16 protein-coding genes and 2 pseudogenes are annotated in these 15,684 nt (G+C 46.2%); 5 read left to right on the top strand and 13 right to left on the bottom strand.

Annotated features, from left to right (window positions below):
• Positions 1–429: 429 nt before the first annotated feature.
• Positions 430–984, top strand: a complete 555-nt coding sequence (locus CLC91_RS14045; protein WP_095499602.1) for a gamma carbonic anhydrase family protein — start codon at positions 430–432, stop codon at positions 982–984.
• On the opposite strand, the gene aroE is transcribed toward CLC91_RS14045, so the two are convergent.
• The 7 genes from aroE to CLC91_RS14010 form a co-directional block, all read right to left on the bottom strand.
• Positions 981–1,784 carry a shikimate dehydrogenase gene (gene aroE, locus CLC91_RS14040; protein WP_095499601.1) on the bottom strand — a complete coding sequence of 268 codons (804 nt, stop codon included), beginning with the start codon at positions 1,782–1,784 and terminating at the stop codon, positions 981–983. The two genes, CLC91_RS14045 and aroE, sit on opposite strands and share 4 nt — an antisense overlap.
• Positions 1,777–2,706, bottom strand: a complete 930-nt coding sequence (gene hemF / locus CLC91_RS14035) for an oxygen-dependent coproporphyrinogen oxidase (protein WP_095499600.1) — start codon at positions 2,704–2,706, stop codon at positions 1,777–1,779. Before hemF ends, aroE begins: the two co-directional genes overlap by 8 nt.
• Positions 2,707–2,721: 15 nt before the next feature.
• Entirely contained in the window at positions 2,722–3,279 is a 558-nt protein-coding gene (locus CLC91_RS14030) for a Sua5/YciO/YrdC/YwlC family protein (protein WP_095499599.1), read from the bottom strand.
• Positions 3,280–3,377: 98 nt separating this feature from the next.
• Positions 3,378–3,950, bottom strand: coding sequence for a DNA topoisomerase family protein (locus CLC91_RS14025; RefSeq protein ID WP_095499598.1), 573 nt, complete (start codon positions 3,948–3,950; stop codon positions 3,378–3,380).
• A 93-nt stretch (positions 3,951–4,043) separates the two neighbouring features.
• Positions 4,044–4,520: a DUF494 family protein gene (locus tag CLC91_RS14020; protein ID WP_095499597.1), complete on the bottom strand. Its 477-nt coding sequence runs from the start codon at positions 4,518–4,520 to the stop codon at positions 4,044–4,046.
• Between the two features lie 2 nt (positions 4,521–4,522).
• Entirely contained in the window at positions 4,523–5,419 is an 897-nt protein-coding gene (gene dprA, locus CLC91_RS14015) for a DNA-processing protein DprA (protein WP_269844435.1), read from the bottom strand.
• 182 nt (positions 5,420–5,601) lie between these two features.
• Entirely contained in the window at positions 5,602–6,732 is a 1,131-nt protein-coding gene (locus CLC91_RS14010; protein ID WP_095499595.1) for a LysM peptidoglycan-binding domain-containing protein, read from the bottom strand.
• A gap of 121 nt (positions 6,733–6,853) precedes the next feature.
• Between CLC91_RS14010 and def the strand changes: the two genes are divergently transcribed.
• From def to trkA, 4 genes are read left to right on the top strand one after another with little or no spacing between them, the layout of a single operon-like run.
• Positions 6,854–7,372 carry a peptide deformylase gene (gene def, locus CLC91_RS14005; RefSeq protein WP_095499594.1) on the top strand — a complete coding sequence of 173 codons (519 nt, stop codon included), beginning with the start codon at positions 6,854–6,856 and terminating at the stop codon, positions 7,370–7,372.
• Positions 7,372–8,328, top strand: a complete 957-nt coding sequence (fmt, locus tag CLC91_RS14000; RefSeq protein ID WP_095499593.1) for a methionyl-tRNA formyltransferase — start codon at positions 7,372–7,374, stop codon at positions 8,326–8,328. The genes def and fmt overlap by 1 nt, the downstream gene beginning before the upstream one ends.
• On the top strand, positions 8,325–9,620 hold the full coding sequence (gene rsmB, locus CLC91_RS13995; protein WP_095499592.1) for a 16S rRNA (cytosine(967)-C(5))-methyltransferase RsmB: 1,296 nt from the start codon (positions 8,325–8,327) through the stop codon (positions 9,618–9,620). Before fmt ends, rsmB begins: the two co-directional genes overlap by 4 nt.
• A 12-nt stretch (positions 9,621–9,632) precedes the next feature.
• Positions 9,633–11,042, top strand: coding sequence for a Trk system potassium transporter TrkA (trkA, locus tag CLC91_RS13990; protein ID WP_095499591.1), 1,410 nt, complete (start codon positions 9,633–9,635; stop codon positions 11,040–11,042).
• A gap of 19 nt (positions 11,043–11,061) precedes the next feature.
• On the opposite strand, the gene hemG (CLC91_RS13985) is transcribed toward trkA, so the two are convergent.
• The 6 genes and pseudogenes from hemG (CLC91_RS13985) to CLC91_RS13965 all read right to left on the bottom strand — a co-directional run bounded on the left by hemG (CLC91_RS13985) (position 11,062) and on the right by CLC91_RS13965 (position 15,683).
• Entirely contained in the window at positions 11,062–11,601 is a 540-nt protein-coding gene (gene hemG, locus CLC91_RS13985) for a menaquinone-dependent protoporphyrinogen IX dehydrogenase (protein WP_095499590.1), read from the bottom strand.
• Positions 11,594–12,133: a menaquinone-dependent protoporphyrinogen IX dehydrogenase gene (gene hemG, locus CLC91_RS13980; protein WP_095499589.1), complete on the bottom strand. Its 540-nt coding sequence runs from the start codon at positions 12,131–12,133 to the stop codon at positions 11,594–11,596. Before hemG (CLC91_RS13980) ends, hemG (CLC91_RS13985) begins: the two co-directional genes overlap by 8 nt.
• A gap of 7 nt (positions 12,134–12,140) precedes the next feature.
• Positions 12,141–13,331: pseudogene (locus tag CLC91_RS13975) on the bottom strand (TrkH family potassium uptake protein); the annotation flags it as partial.
• Between the two features lie 471 nt (positions 13,332–13,802).
• Positions 13,803–14,084, bottom strand: a pseudogene (locus CLC91_RS14870) (potassium transporter); the annotation flags it as partial.
• 13 nt (positions 14,085–14,097) lie between these two features.
• The gene (locus CLC91_RS13970) at positions 14,098–14,715 is read right to left on the bottom strand and encodes a YigZ family protein (protein WP_095499588.1); all 618 of its coding nucleotides are present in this window, start codon (positions 14,713–14,715) and stop codon (positions 14,098–14,100) included.
• Entirely contained in the window at positions 14,712–15,683 is a 972-nt protein-coding gene (locus CLC91_RS13965) for a hypothetical protein (protein ID WP_095499587.1), read from the bottom strand. Before CLC91_RS13965 ends, CLC91_RS13970 begins: the two co-directional genes overlap by 4 nt.
• Between the last annotated feature and the right edge of the window lies 1 nt (position 15,684).

Genomic DNA, 15,684 nt, shown 5'->3' with positions numbered 1-15,684 from the left:
GTTAAATATCGTTTTGGATACTTAAAACCTTGTACGGAGTGCCCACACAGATTGCTTGATTAAATTGTTAAAGAGCGCTGCTTGATGTCTGTCTCAAGCAGGACGGCCATCTTACTCCCTCCCAAATGAAAGTCAAGGCGTCAGACCAAAAATTTTAAGACAAACACAATCTTTTGAAGGTCGCCCACAATTTGAAAGCTCTTGTGCGCGTTTGCTCACGTTTTCTATGCCTTGCGACTGCTCTAGCTGAATTCCTTTCCTTTAAAATCAATAGGCGTGCTGGCTCATTCATCTTTAAAAGCGTGCTAGATAATGTAATTTCAATCGTTATTGCAGCAAACCTGCTCTTTATCAGTAATAACTCACCTTTAACTGCTAATTAGACAACAAAGCTTGTTATATTAGTCCATTCGTAAAAAGGAGCCATTTATGTCAAATCATCTTAGAGCCTATAAAGGGAAGTTTCCTAAACTTTGTAACCACGTCTATGTCGATGAGTCCGCTGTATTGGTCGGCGAGATTGAATTGAAGGAGCACGCAAGTATTTGGCCTCTAGTTGCCGCACGGGGAGATGTAAACTTTATTCGTATCGGGAAGCGCTCCAACGTTCAAGATGGTAGCGTGTTGCATGTGACTCGCCGTTCGGAAAGCAACCCTGAAGGGTTTCCTTTGTTTATTGGTGATGACGTAACCGTTGGCCATAAAGCAATGCTTCATGGTTGCACGATTGGAAACAGAGTACTCATTGGAATGGGGGCCATTGTGCTCGATGGCGCCATCATTGGTGACGATGTCATTTTAGGGGCGGGGGCTTTGGTTCCCCCTAATAAGCGCCTAGAGTCTGGCTTTTTATACGTGGGCTCTCCCGCTAAGCAAGTACGACCGTTAACCCAGCAAGAAAAAGACTTTTTGCCACAATCGGCTCGCAACTACGTTACCCTAAAACAGGAATACTTAGAGGCAACAACCAAGGCCTCTGGTTAACTGCGCAGTTTTTCCATAACAGAAAGAGCATCAGGTTTTACGCCGCGCCAAAATTCATAGGCGAAGGCAGCCTGATGCACTAACATCCCCAACCCATCAAATCGCTTGGTAACTCCTAACTCTCTTGCCCATTGATTAAACGGCGTTTCCTCGCTGCTATACATTAAATCGTAACAACAACTTGAGGGTGACACGACCGAGCTTGGTATGGGTAAGTTGATGCCCTGTAAGCTCGCTGATGTTGAGTTTATGATTAGGTCATAACTTTCTGTTAGTTCGGTCATAGACACTGCGCGCACCAAATAATTAGGTGGCGTGCTGTTTGACAGCTGCACCGCTTTATCGTGAGTACGATTGCAAATATCGATACCACCAATGCCAGATTCTAACAAAGGCAGTAAAATCCCTTTTGCAGCGCCACCAGCACCTAAGATTAAGACGTTTATCCCGCTCAATTTAATCCCTTGAGCTATCAAATCAGCCACAAGTCCCAACCCATCAGTGTTATGCCCAACCCATCGGCCTTGCTCAAATTTTAAGGCATTAACGGCTTGTGCCGATTGCGCATAACTAGAGAGTTGGTTGCACCGTTCATAGGCAATTTCTTTAAACGGTACCGTAACGCTCATCCCGCGCCCACCAGCCTCAATAAAGCGCTCAACGCTTGCTTCGAATCCATCAATTGGCGCCAGCAACCTTGAGTAATCAATCGAGTGACCGAGTTGTCGAGCAAATGCGGCATGAATCTGTGGCGATTGGCTGTGTCCAATAGGATTACCAATTACAGCGTAACTATCCATGTTTCGGCTCCAAACTAAGCCAGTCTTGAGGCTTTAGGTAACGCTCATACAATAGGGCTTCGGCTGACCCTGGTTCCGGTTCATAGGCATATTGCCAACGTACCAAAGGCGGTAATGACATTAAGATTGATTCCGTACGTCCACCGCTTTGCAAGCCAAATAAGGTGCCTCTATCAAACACCAAATTAAATTCTACATAGCGACCGCGGCGATACAGCTGAAATTGTCTTTGTTTTTCACTAAATGGCACGTCTTTTCGTTTTCTGACGATTGGCAAGTAGGCCTCAGTAAATCCATTGCCAACCGCTTTCATAAAGGTAAAGCTGTGCTCAAAAGACTCAGCGTTAAGATCATCGAAGAACAACCCGCCAACACCTCGGGTCTCGTTGCGATGCTTTAGATAGAAATAGTCATCACACCAACGTTTATATTTGGGGTAAATATCATCACCAAATGGCGCGCACAAATCGAAACAAGTTCGATGCCAATGAATAACATCTTCCTCTACCGGATAGTACGGGGTTAAATCAAAGCCCCCCCCAAACCACCAAACCGGATCTTCACCATTCTTATGAGCGATAAAAAAGCGCACATTCGCATGAGAAGTAGGTACGTTTGGATTGTTCGGGTGAATAACTAAAGATACCCCCATCGCTTCAAAACTACGACCTGCTAGCTCAGGCCGGTGTGCAGTGGCCGATGCCGGCATTTGCTGACCATGAACGTGTGAGAAATTAACGCCCGCTTGCTCGAAGACTTGCCCACCAGACAACACCCGAGTGCGCCCACCACCGCCTTGTTCTCTTTGCCATTCATCTTCGAAGAAGGTGACATCGGGTTCAAACGATTGCAGCCCATCACAAATGTCCTGTTGCAGTTGCAACAAAAATTGCTTTACTTGATCAACACTTGGCGCAGTCATATCAGTATTCCTTTATTATTCTCTTAGTACTTTGCCTGTAAGGGCATCACAAATTCTTGAAGGGGCGTTGGCGTTACCTAAATCACCACCGACGGTTGCCGGTGCTTGCTCAAAAATGCGCTGTAACTCGCTAATAGAACGGGCGGGCTCGTCTCCCGCCGGGTTCGCGCTCGTAGATACAATAGCTCCAGCAAAAGCATTACAAAGCTCAATGCAGATAGGATGGGCTGTGACCCGAACCGCCAGGTTGCTCGAATCTCCTGATAATAGTTTAGATACGCTTTTTTTTGCCGGAACAATCCAAGTTTGATGCCCAGGCCAGCTCTCGTGCATCATCCGTAGGCTGTCTTTCGGGATACGCTCAATATCAATGAATGAACTCAATTGCTCCAATGTGGAGGCAACGAGAATCAACCCTTTTTCCCAAGGTCGGTTTTTAAGACAAAGCAGCGTTTGTAACGCCTGCTCATTACTTGGATCGCAGCCTAATCCATAAACGGCCTCGGTTGGATAAGCAATCACCTCTCCCTGGACCAGCAACTCGGCGCCAGTTTTTGCGGAAATCAGCTCCATCGATACGGTTTTCCAAACAACAAATCAGTGAGCGCATTATACAAATAGTTGAACTAAGTCACACCGTCTTTATTGTCAGCATGAAAACAAAACAGCAACTACTGGCTTGGTTTAAGCATTTTAAAGCGACACGTTTTTTGAGGACAAACCAAGCTTAACCCCGCTGCCATCTTTCTCTCTACCAGCACAGGCCAACCGCACTGAGCGCATGCTTGGGCAACGGGCTTATAGTTTAGAACGTACTTACATTTTGGATAATTGCTGCAACCATAAAAGCTTTTTCCGTACTTATTGGTTCTTGCGGCCAACTCTCCTTTACGGCATTGCGGGCAGGTTACTTCATTGGGCTCTGGGGCAGCATTAGGGTTTTCATGGAAGGAGCACTGTGGATAGCCGGTACAACCTATAAAGATGCCGTATCGACCTGATTTTACCGCCAGAGGTTTGCCACAGTCTGGACAGCTTGAGTCGTCGATGACTTGAGTATCAATATTTTGATGTTGCACAAGTGGCCGTGAGTAATCGCATTTTGGATAGCCGCTACAGCCTAAAAATGGGCCAGATTTACTGCTGCGTATCTGCAATTTAGATTGACACTTTGGACACGTTTCCAGCTCTCGCTCTAACGCGTGTTCGTGCAAAGAAAAAAGACTGTCGGATGGACTGGCCATGAGGGTTCTCATCGTGCAAAAAACTGAATTAGTTTACCACTTTCCACCAGCCAGAGACGAACAAGCCACTCAAAAGAGTGGCTAGGTCACGAGTTATTGCAATTTGTCGGGTTCTGGCTGCTCGAAAAGTAGATCTTCCATATGAGCGTATGCTTTCTCACTGTTGGGGACATTAAAGAGCACCATTAATACCACCCACTTAAGATCTTCTAACTCTAAGGCTCGCCCTTCAAGCGCCATTAGCCTATCGATTACCATTTCACGAACGTCAGGTGTAATGACACCGGCCTGTTCAAGAAACATAATAAAACCGCGACATTCCGTATCGATTTTAGTCATTTCTTCTGCAGTGAAAATACGAGTTGCCCCAATTCCGCTTTTTAATAGATAGGGCTTGGTATCACTTTCTTGTAGCTCGGCTAAATTCTCCAGCCAATTGAGCGCTTTTAATATATCGGCCTTGTGAAATCCTGCTCGAGTTAGCTCATCGGTTAACTCTTCTTGATCCACCATCAATTCAACATCGCTATGAATAACGTTTTCGAATAAATACATGAGAATATCAAACATTATTAGCTCCTTTTTATGCGCACATAGCCACCCGGTACCGCTCGAATCCAATTTTGTAGCTCTAAGGTTAATAATTGTTCTAGCACTACTGCCATTTCAAAACCACTTCGATTAATAATGCTGTCTATATCTGTGGTCTCAAATCCTACACTATCCAGAACCCGCTTAAATGGCAACAAAGTTTGCTCTCCTTTATCCCCTTGCTGAATCTGGTTTACTCTACCTCTTTGAATTGTCGGCAATTCCTCTAAAACATCGTTTATGTTAGCCACCAATTTAGCCCCCTGTTGAATGAGGGCATGGCAACCACGACTTTGTTCACTGAAAATAGAGCCCGGCACCGCGAACACTTCTCTATTTTGCTCCGCCGCTAAACGAGCCGTGATCAAAGAACCGCTGGCGATAGCGGCTTCAACCACAATGGTTCCTAAAGATAAACCACTGATAATTCGATTTCGCTTGGGAAAGTTATGAGCAGTAGGGGGCTCGGTTGGCCAACATTCGCTAACCAATGCCCCTCTTTCAGCCACTTGATGTGCTAACGCTATATTTTGTTTCGGGTAAATTCGCTCGACACCACTGCCTAGAACAGCCACCGTGTCACCATTAGCACTTAAAGCGCCTTTGTGGGCATGAGTATCTACCCCTAACGCAAGCCCACTGCACACCACCAAACCAACATCAGCAACCCCTGCAGCGAACTCCGCTGCCGCCATAGCTCCACCCGGTGTACATTGGCGAGCACCAACCAATGCTATGGACTCCTTGCTCAGCAGAGCAGCATTACCTTTTACAAACAATACGACAGGCGCATCGTTTAGCTGTTTAAGAATTTTGGGGTAGCGCTCATCATAAAGACTGATGACGTGATGATTGGGGTTACTATGTTGCCACTCAATGGCTTTTTCTATAAATGAATAGGACTTTTGGGTTAATGGCTTTGCCGCAATGGAGTGCGGCTCATACTTAAGCCGCTCTAAAAGCTCTAACGGTGATAACCGTTGAAGCCACTTACGAGTCCTGGCAGGTCCTAAACCAGGTGCTGCACGCAGTGTTAACCAATCAACCGTGTCTAGCTGTATTACTCACCTCGCTTAGCGGAATAAGTGTCTTCAGTTACCGATAAAGGGGTTTGCAGTTTATCTTGTACTCGAATGGTTTTGTCGGCCTTTACCACTAATGCTAAAGCGACCTGTTCAAATGTTTTGAATACCATTAGATCACCACGATAAGTATCCGGCATGGTGAGCGCGTTATCGTCAGAGAACTTCGCTTTTAATTTATGGTAAGAAGAGCGCTCGTCGGGCTGCAAAGGTTTGCCATCGCGATCGAACACAATTTTTTTACCGTCTCTAAAGCTACTGAATACGTGTCCGGGCTCTACACCTTGCGCTTTGCCCACGTCGAGGTATACCACTTGCAAAGCGCCCACTTCGCGAATTCCGTCGTTAGTTGCAAGAACACGGCCTGTTACCGAGTCAGCCGCTCGCGGCAGGAAATAAGCAGGGAGCAAACTTTCTTCATCGATTCCGATGACCCGATCTCCCGCTTGCGAGCCTCTGAAATCTGACAATAGCTCTATCTTATTGATCGGACCGGTTTCGATGACAATGCCCGTTGACGTCATGATGATCTCTTGACCTAAGTCTTGTTTATCTCCTTGCTCGTCTACTTTCGAAAATTGCCGACCCGGTTGATATATACCGACCTGCTGACCCTTTTCAAACTCGCCCTGAACATAAACCACTTCACCTTTAATGTGATAGCTTGCGTCACTTTCACCACTCAACAACATGGGCTGTTGCAGCAACCAATCGCTTTCTACTACTCGGTTTTTGTTGAGATAAGCCTGAATCAACGAAAGTTGTACTGGAGGAATTGGACCATTCTTTGACTGGACACGCCCTTGAGGAGAGCTTTTTATAAAGCTCTTCTTAACAATCCTTGGCTCACCGTCAATAAAAACTAATGTCAGTTTGTCCCCAGGGTAAATTAAATGAGGGTTAGATACCTGCGGGTTTACCCCCCACAAAGCGGGCCAACGCCATGGGTCATCTAAAAATTTTGCCGAAATATCCCATAGCGTGTCACCTTTCACGACTTCATAGGCTTCGGGATGGTCCGCTTTAAGTGTTAAACTGTCTGCCAAAGCGAACATTGATGTCAGGCCAAAACACGCGGCAATAAGTAAACTTTTTGGTTTCACATCCATGATGAGAGCGCCTTTTATTATCTATGGCTATTATTGAGGGCCACTAAGGATTAAAATTAATCAATTGAGCACCAGTATAATCGTCAAAAATTTATTTTAGTAGGTTTAACAAGAGTTAACTATGGCAATTCTAGAAGTTTTAAAATATCCAGACGATCGGCTACGTACAAAAGCCGCTGCAGTGACGGAATTCAATGCAGATGTCAAAAAATTGGTAGCGGATATGTTGGAAACCATGTACCAAGAAAACGGTATTGGATTGGCCGCAACCCAAGTCAATGTTCATAAGCAAGTCGTCGTGATGGACCACAGTGAGGACCAAAACGAACCGATGGTATTCATTAATCCGACCTTCAAGGCCAGCGAAGATCACTTTATTAATGAAGAAGGGTGTTTATCGGTGCCGGGTATCTACGCCAAAGTAGAACGGGCAGCGAAGGTAACCATTCATGCTTATGATGCCGATGGCAACGAATTTGAAAAAGATGCCGATGAACTGCTGGCCATTTGCATTCAGCATGAGGTCGATCATCTCAATGGCGTTCTCTTCGTTGACTACTTGTCGCCTCTAAAGCGCCAGCGCATTCGCCAAAAATTAGAAAAAGCGGCGCGCCATGCTGCTCGAGCCGGAGCTAATTAATGACTCAAGCGTTAAAGGTAGTCTTTGCAGGCACTCCTGATTTTGCAGCCAAACACTTGCAGGCGCTTATCGACAGTGAGCACCAAGTAGTGGCGGTATACAGCCAGCCAGACCGACCGGCAGGGCGAGGCAAAAAGCTGCAAGCATCGGCGGTAAAAACCTTGGCTTTGTCTCATAACATCGAAGTTCAAACTCCTATTAGTTTGAGAGATGAACAAGCACAAAAAGTGCTGGCAAGCTACGAGGCTGACATTATGGTCGTGGTCGCATACGGCTTAATTTTACCTCAAGCTGTTCTGGATATTCCCAAACTCGGTTGTATTAATGTTCACGGTTCTTTGCTGCCGTTATGGCGAGGTGCAGCGCCTATTCAACGTTCAATATGGGCCGGCGACGAGGTTACCGGCATTACCATCATGCAAATGGACAAAGGGTTAGACACCGGTGATATGCTTTTAAAGGTTGAATGCGCAATTGACCACAGTGACTCAAGTGCCTCTCTATACGACAAACTTGCTGAATTAGGGCCTAATGCTTTGGTGGATACCTTAGAAGGACTGTCAGAAGGCAAGCTTACGCCGCAAAAGCAAGACGACAATCTAGCGACCTATGCTGATAAACTCTCTAAGACCGAAGCCAAAATCGACTGGAATAAACCCGCATTAACGCTATGGCGAGAGGTGCGCGCTTTTAATCCTTGGCCAATTAGCTATTTTGAACATCAGCAACAATCCATTAAAGTTCGCCAAGCTCTTCCTTTGCAAATATCGACCGATGCGGCCCCTGGGACCATCGTTAACTCGAGTAAAGAAGGCCTTGATGTGGCGACTGCAAATGGCGTACTTCGTCTGTTAGAAATGCAATTGCCTGGAAAGAAATCTCTGCCAGCCGCAGACGTTATTAATGCGCGGCAACAGTGGTTCGCCATTGATACGGTGTTAGGGGGCGAGGTTTGAGCCGAGTAAATTTAAGAGCGCTAGCGGCAACAGTCTGTTTTAATGTCGTCGAGCAAGGGGTGTCGTTATCACAAGCCCTACCGAAACAGCAAAGCCGACTCCAAAATGGAAAAGATAAAGCCCTACTCGCTGAGCTTTGTTATGGTGTAATTCGACGCTTGCCTCAATTAGAAAACTTGATTAGTGACTTTATTGCCAAACCTTTAACCGGCAAGCAACGACCGATCCACCACCTCTTGTTAGTGGGCGCTTACCAACTTTACTTTACACGCATACCAAGCCATGCGGCATTATCTGAAACCGTAGAAGGTTGCCGGGCACTTAAGTCTCCCTCCCTGACCAAACTGGTCAATGGAGTACTTCGCAATGTCGATAGGCAACGGCCTGAATTAAGTAAAAAAGCCCCTCCTCTCAAATACTGTCACCCAAGCTGGCTAATAAAAAGGATTCAGCAAGCCTACCCAGATCACTGGCAGCACATACTGGAAGCTAATAACCAAAGACCTCCAATGTGGCTAAGAAACAACGCACAACGCCAATCGCGCGTCAGTTACATTGAGCAATTACAGTTCGCTGGCATTGACGCCCGTGAGGGAAGCTCCAACGATGCAATCTTGCTAGACACCGCCACCGATGTATCGCAATTACCAGGTTTTTCAGATGGCTGTGTATCTGTTCAGGATGGAGCGGCTCAATGGGCCGCACAATTAACGGCACCTCAACCTGGAGACTATGTGCTTGACGCTTGTGCCGCGCCTGGCGGTAAAACCTGCCATTTACTCGAGCAACAACCGCAACTTGCACATCTACTTGCTGTGGATTTCGACGGCAAGCGCTTGACTCGTGTGCACGAAAACTTGCAAAGATTGGGGCTCAGTGCGGAAGTAAAACAAGGCGATGCAAGCCAATTAGATAAGGTTTGGCAAGGACCTCTATTCGATCGAATTTTATTAGATGCTCCCTGCTCCGCTACCGGAGTAATTCGACGTCACCCCGACATTAAATGGTTGCGTCGAGATAGTGACATTGCTGAATTAGTGGCGCTGCAAGCTAGGATTTTGGAACATTTGTGGCAATGGCTAAAACCCGGTGGAACCTTGATTTATGCAACTTGCTCTTTGTTGCCCGAAGAAAATGAGCTGCAAATCAAAGGCTTTTCAGAGAAATTCGACGATGCTAGGATTGACAATATCAATCCAGATTCCGATACCCTTGGCTGGCAAATATTGCCAGGAGAGCAAGCAATGGACGGCTTTTACTACGCTCGCCTTATCAAAGCGGAAAGCGCTTAGGAACTCAACCTAATGAAAATCATCATCCTTGGTGCAGGCCAAGTCGGCGGTACTTTAGCGGAAAATCTTGTTGGCGAGAACAACGACATTACCTTGGTGGATAATAACTCAACCAAGCTACAAGAGATCAAAGACAAGTACGACTTGCGTGTCGTTTTTGGGCATGGTGCCCACCCTTCTGTACTTCGTGAAGCCGGTGCTGAAGATGCCGATATGCTCATTGCGGTTACCAACAGTGATGAATGCAACATGGCGGCGTGCCAAACCGCTTATACCATGTTCGGCACTCCCACTAAAATCGCGCGAATTCGTTCCGAAAACTACATTCGCTGCCGAGATGAGCTGTTTCACGACAGTGAGTCTAAGCAAGCTGATAAAGGCGTTCGCGGTGGATTCATGATCGACGAACTGATTGCTCCCGAGCAGTTAGTAACCAACTACATCAGTCGTCTTATCGAGTACCCTGGCGCCCTTCAAGTTGTAGAATTTGCTGAAGGAAAAGTCAGTTTAGTCGCAGTGCGCGCCTATTATGGTGGGCCTCTGGTTGGGAATGCACTGTCGACACTACGAGAGCACATGCCGAGCATAGACACTCGCGTCGCTGCCATTTTCCGCCAAGGCAAAGCCATTATGCCCCGTGGCACCACCATCATTGAAGCTGACGACGAAGTGTTCTTTGTTGCTGACAGCCGGCATGTGCGAGCGGTGATGAGCGAAATGCAGAAACTGGATAACAGTTATCGAAAAGTTATGATCGCGGGGGGCGGTAATATTGGTTATGGCTTGGCTAAAAAGCTGGAGGAACGCCATTCGGTTAAGCTCATAGAGCGCAACACAGATCGCGCGACGGTATTGTCTGAACGACTCACTGAGGCCACTGTATTCTGTGGCGACGCGTCCGATCAAGAATTGTTAAAAGAAGAACAAATTGATCAAACCGATGTATTCGTTGCGGTCACTAACGATGATGAAGCTAACATTATGGCTGCGCTGCTCGCTAAGCGTTTAGGCGCTCGCAAAGTCATGGTCCTTATTCAGCGAGAAGCTTACGTTGACCTTGCTCAAGATGCCAATATAGACATCGCGATAAGCCCCCAACAAGCAACCATTTCAGCGCTGCTAACTCATATCCGACAGGGCGATATTTGTAACGTTTACTCGTTACGCAGGGGCGCCGCGGAAGCCATTGAGGCCATTGCTCACGGCGATGAGAACACATCTAAAGTTGTGGGTAAACAAATATCGGAATTGAAGCTACCCCCTCAAACAACTATTGGCGCTATTGTTCGTGATGAAGAAGTATTGATAGCCCATGATAAAACGGTCATTGAAGCTGGGGATCACGTGGTTATGTTCCTGGTGAAAAAAGAATACATTACCGATGTAGAAAAGCTGTTCCAACCCAGCGCACTGTTTTTCTGAGTAGCAAAAGAAATGGCGCCTATGGCGCCATTTTTACCAAACTTTCAGCGTATGCTTTGACATCATCATAATCGGTATAATCGATAACGCTGCTTGGGTCTGTGGGGCCATTCGTCATCTTCATAATCAACTGGATCATCATCCGGTCATACCATTTCCATGCTGGGTAATTAACCTTGCCCGCAATAACTTTGACGTTTTGAGGTTGCCAAGAAGACAAGGTGATAAATTTTTGCAAATACTTGTTGTTATCAGGAACACGCTTTTCAGGGTTTCTCGCCACAACATTAACACTAAAGAAGCTGTTGGGTTTTGCTTCTAACTGCGATTTATTGGCTTCTACAAAATCGAAAACCGATTGATGATAACTGCCATATAGAACGCACGAACCAAGAGCCACTGCATCGTAAGTGTCCCAATTCACGCCAGCTGAAGCCGCTTCTTGCAGGTGCATCATATCGCAATCATGCCCCAGGGCACGAATGTGCTCCATCATGGTTCGACAAATGTGCGCCGTATGGCCGCCTTGGGAGTAGTACAAAATTAGCTGTTTACTCATCTGTAGATCCTTTCGATTCAACAAATCGTAGCGCAAATTCTCGCACCCGTTGCCAATCGGTAAATTCATAGGTTTGTGTGGTATCGGTTGGGCCTTTGGTGATCCACATAATAAAACGAATCATCACCCTATCAAATACGGAATAGCTTGGATAATCAATTCGACCGGCGAAAACGTCTTTATAGGCCGGTTGCCAATCGATTTGTTCGAATAGCTTTATCATATAAGGGTTGGTATCGGCGCGGTTTTTTAACGGCTTTCTAGCCACCACATTGACACCAAAGAAGCCACTGTTTTTTTGCTCTAATAACGCTTGGTTAGCGCGAATAAATTCAAACAAACTTGGTTGGAACTTACCATATCTAATCGACGCTCCAATGAGGATGCAATCAAACTCATCAAGCTTTGGCGCCGCGGTTAAAGCATGAATCTCAACCCGGTGTCCTAGCTGTTGCTGTTCCAAAGCTATCGATTCGGAAATGGTCTTAGTGTGGCCATCTGTACTGGAATAAAGAATGACTATCCGGCTCATAAACTTATTATGTTTTCCAAAATGTAGGGGTAAATAGTACCAACAAAGTAAACACCTCCAGTCGCCCGCAAACCATTGCGATGGATAAAATCCACTTAGCGGTATCGGAGATGTTTTGATAATTTGCCGCCACTTCTCCTAACCCAGGCCCCAAATTGTTCAGGCAGGCAGCAGTGGCGCTAAAAGCGGTAATATCATCCAGACCTGTCGCCATGAGTGCCACCATACAGATCACAAAAACTAAAGCGTAGGCCGAGAAAAATCCCCAAACTGCGTCAATCACACGATCCGACAGCGCTTTATTGCCTAATCGAATCGAGTACATCGCTTTCGGGTGCACTAATCGCTTCATTTCTCGACTGCCTTGAAGAAACAGTAACACCACCCGAATGACTTTCATGCCACCACCGGTAGAGCCTGCACAACCACCAATAAAGCTACTGAAAATTAGCAGCATAGGTAAAAACAACGGCCACGCCGAAAAACTCTGGGTTCCGAATCCCGCGGTGGTTGAAACACTGACGGCTTGAAACAGTGCGTGCTCTAGGGTGTCTTCAGGGGTCGGGTAAATGGCGGTGTTATATAGGACGATGAAACACACGAGAACAAGCACGACTTGAATGAGTACAAAAAACCTTAATTCGGTATCTCGTAAATACGCTTTTAGATTCACTCCTTTTGAGGAAAATGCAGCAAAATGAAGACTGAAGTTAATGGCTGAAATCAGTAAAAATACCACGCAGACCATATTAATTGCTGTGCTATTAAAATGGCCAATAGAGGCGTCGTAACTACTAAACCCACCAATGGCGATGGTTGAAAACGAATGTCCGATGGCATCAAAAACTGACATACCTGCTAGCCAATAAGCAATGGCACACAATACGGTCAGTGTCAGATAAATGTACCAAAGCGCTTTAGCGGTTTCGGCAATTCGAGGGGTCATTTTGTTGTCTTTAACCGGACCAGGGGTTTCTGCTCGATATAACTGCATTCCCCCGACACCCAGTAGTGGTAATATTGCAACCGCTAGGACAATGATACCCATACCGCCCAACCACTGCAGTTGGTGACGGTAAAATAGAATCGACTTTGGCCAACCTTCGAGGTTAGTCATCACGGTAGCCCCAGTCGTTGTCAATGCCGAAAACGATTCAAAGAAACTATTAGCAAGGCCCAACTCTTGGGTATTTACCAGTTTTAATTGAGCTTCGTAACGGGCACTTTCTATCAGACGAATAAATTCATTAAATTGCTCGAAAGAAAATCGGTGGTGCTGATCGCTAAGCGCAAGAGGCCCATCGTGAGCATCCACGTCAATTTGCGACAGTAAATCAGCCATGGGTGTAATCAGCTCATTTGTTACTTCACTTCTGCGCAATGGATCGGGGTGCTGTTTCAACCAATGAATAATAATTTCGTTGTTTATAATTGAACGCGCGAGTTCTGACATTTCCTTAAGGGCACCCACTCGAGTTGCATCGCTTTTGGGCCCAGCTAAGTTAATACCGCTATTTGCTTGACTGGCTTCCTTTGACAGCCGTTGTACCCGTTCCGAGAGTTGATGCAGCTTATTAAGATCGCGATTAAGCTCCACCTGACTCAGCTGTATACTCTGAGCTCGCTGTTGCTCTTGATACCCAGCGGGCATTGGCCCTTCTTTAATCAGTAAGAAAGGTAGCGCCCCAATTGAACCTAACACCACCCAAAACAGAACAACGATTAAAAAGCCAGAGCGATTTCTGAGCTCTTGTCTTTGATGTCGATTCGGGTACCACAAGGCAAGCCCGACAAACAAACAAATAAAGAAAGACTGTAAAAAAGCTAAGCCACCGCCACCGCTTGTGCCATCGCCTGCGTAGATAAGCGACACTGCTGCGGGAGGCAGCATTGCAATGGAAAACAAAGCTATCAGCAACCCAATAATTCGGGTAATGGTTCGATACTGCATTAGTTTGTGTCACTCAACTTTTGTTTTGAAAAGATACGGTTACGCGCCCGTTAGTTAGATTATTCACCCCTAAGGTAAACTTGTCTATTTGATTCTTTGGTAAGCCAACCTCAAAGGTAACCCGGTCATCATAATTTTGACTAAGCAATTCGCCGTTGCAGCCGCGTAATAACCGTTGAATAGGCTCTGCGTGTTGGTAGTCAATGGTAAAGCGAGAGATCTTCAACAAGCGCTTTGTCTTTGTAGGCAATTGCTTTAAAGCATGCTTTAAGCCACTGACGTAGGCCCTTGCCAATCCGCCAGTACCCAACTTAACACCGCCGTAATAACGCACCACGACCGCCAACACTTGTCCACACCCGAAACCTTGCAAAGCATTAAGCATCGGCCTGCCGGCAGTGCCCGAAGGCTCTCCATCGTCAGAGCACCCTGCTTTTACAGTGTCTGTAGGCGCATCGGCTAGGTATGCCCAACAATAGTGGCTCGCATTTGGAAACTCCTGCTTTACTTGAGCAAGGGCTTGTTTGAGCTGTTCTGGCTCAGAAAACGGGGTCACGACGGTTATAAAACGACTTTTAGAAATGACTTCTTCGACTTGCGCTCGACCACAAGCTACCGGATACTCATTCATGATTTAGGAGCAACATTGGTTTCAACAAATTCACACAGTCTAACCGAAAAATCATAGCCTAACGGTTGCTGCTTATCTTTCTTAGCGACCAAAATCTCGTTAATTCCTACAAAACGAATGCGCTCTCCGCTGTCATGTTTGCAGTGGCTGTTTGCATAGGTTTCTAGCTCATACGTTAAAAACGCAATTACATGATGTAAAAGAGGAGGCTTTTTCGGCACATCCGTTGTTTGGGCAGGTAACGACGGCTCTTTCTTTAACGGCAATGCATCAGCTGAGCCTGCTGCATCGGCAACAACAGCCGGGCGCCAATCTTTTGAGTAACTTACGTGAAAATCGTCGTCTGAACTGCCAACCGATATATTTACTCCGTAGGTGACTAGCGCCATAACGATGCTATAGAGCATGGCGGGAACCACGATGATTCGCGTAACTGTGGTTAAAATGGGGTACGCTTCTCTTTTTTCAAAATGATGAATCCTTATCCTTAATAAACGTAAACCGGCCAGTAACAACAGCAGGCAATTTAGCGCAAAAAGATAAATGGTCATGGCTAACGAGGTAAACAATAATATCCATGTTGGCGCCATAACCAATGTCGTTATCACTAACACGTGAAACAAATAGTTTGGTTCGACTCCGACAATGGCATTGATTTCTTGCCCCGCAAAGCCAATGGCTAGATGCGCAATACCGGCGTTAAAGAGCAGGATAACTCCTTTACCAAGGAGGTGGTCCCATAACCTGACGATCATGGGCCAAACATCGATCAGTACCGCTGCGATACCAAACAGCGAAGCAAGGTGTATCCAAGTTTCGCTGTTTTCAGATTTTGAAAACAAGGCAACTAGCAACAACAATAACGCCGTCAAGTAGAGCTTTTGGCCTGTATTTAATCGACGAACTTCGCTTTCAACAGCGTCTTTAACGTCTCCTAAACCTTGAATAACCCTAGCTGGCAGTAACACT

Origin of the sequence: Paraferrimonas haliotis (genome assembly GCF_002282895.1) — a bacterium.
GTDB classification, from domain to species: domain Bacteria; phylum Pseudomonadota; class Gammaproteobacteria; order Enterobacterales; family Shewanellaceae; genus Paraferrimonas; species Paraferrimonas haliotis.
Note: the sequence above shows the minus strand (reverse complement) of the source record. Positions and strands in the feature narration are given on the sequence as shown.

Bases quoted from the DNA above. Each gene is read 5' to 3' on its own strand.
- CLC91_RS14045 (WP_095499602.1), top strand. From the start codon at position 430: ATGTCAAATCATCTTAGAGCCTATAAAGGGAAGTTTCCTAAACTTTGT.
- aroE (WP_095499601.1), bottom strand. From the start codon at position 1,784: ATGGATAGTTACGCTGTAATTGGTAATCCTATTGGACACAGCCAATCG.
- hemF (WP_095499600.1), bottom strand. From the start codon at position 2,706: ATGACTGCGCCAAGTGTTGATCAAGTAAAGCAATTTTTGTTGCAACTG.
- CLC91_RS14030 (WP_095499599.1), bottom strand. From the start codon at position 3,279: ATGGAGCTGATTTCCGCAAAAACTGGCGCCGAGTTGCTGGTCCAGGGA.
- CLC91_RS14025 (WP_095499598.1), bottom strand. From the start codon at position 3,950: ATGGCCAGTCCATCCGACAGTCTTTTTTCTTTGCACGAACACGCGTTA.
- CLC91_RS14020 (WP_095499597.1), bottom strand. From the start codon at position 4,520: ATGTTTGATATTCTCATGTATTTATTCGAAAACGTTATTCATAGCGAT.
- CLC91_RS14010 (WP_095499595.1), bottom strand. From the start codon at position 6,732: ATGGATGTGAAACCAAAAAGTTTACTTATTGCCGCGTGTTTTGGCCTG.
- def (WP_095499594.1), top strand. From the start codon at position 6,854: ATGGCAATTCTAGAAGTTTTAAAATATCCAGACGATCGGCTACGTACA.
- fmt (WP_095499593.1), top strand. From the start codon at position 7,372: ATGACTCAAGCGTTAAAGGTAGTCTTTGCAGGCACTCCTGATTTTGCA.
- trkA (WP_095499591.1), top strand. From the start codon at position 9,633: ATGAAAATCATCATCCTTGGTGCAGGCCAAGTCGGCGGTACTTTAGCG.
- hemG (WP_095499590.1), bottom strand. From the start codon at position 11,601: ATGAGTAAACAGCTAATTTTGTACTACTCCCAAGGCGGCCATACGGCG.
- hemG (WP_095499589.1), bottom strand. From the start codon at position 12,133: ATGAGCCGGATAGTCATTCTTTATTCCAGTACAGATGGCCACACTAAG.
- CLC91_RS13970 (WP_095499588.1), bottom strand. From the start codon at position 14,715: ATGAATGAGTATCCGGTAGCTTGTGGTCGAGCGCAAGTCGAAGAAGTC.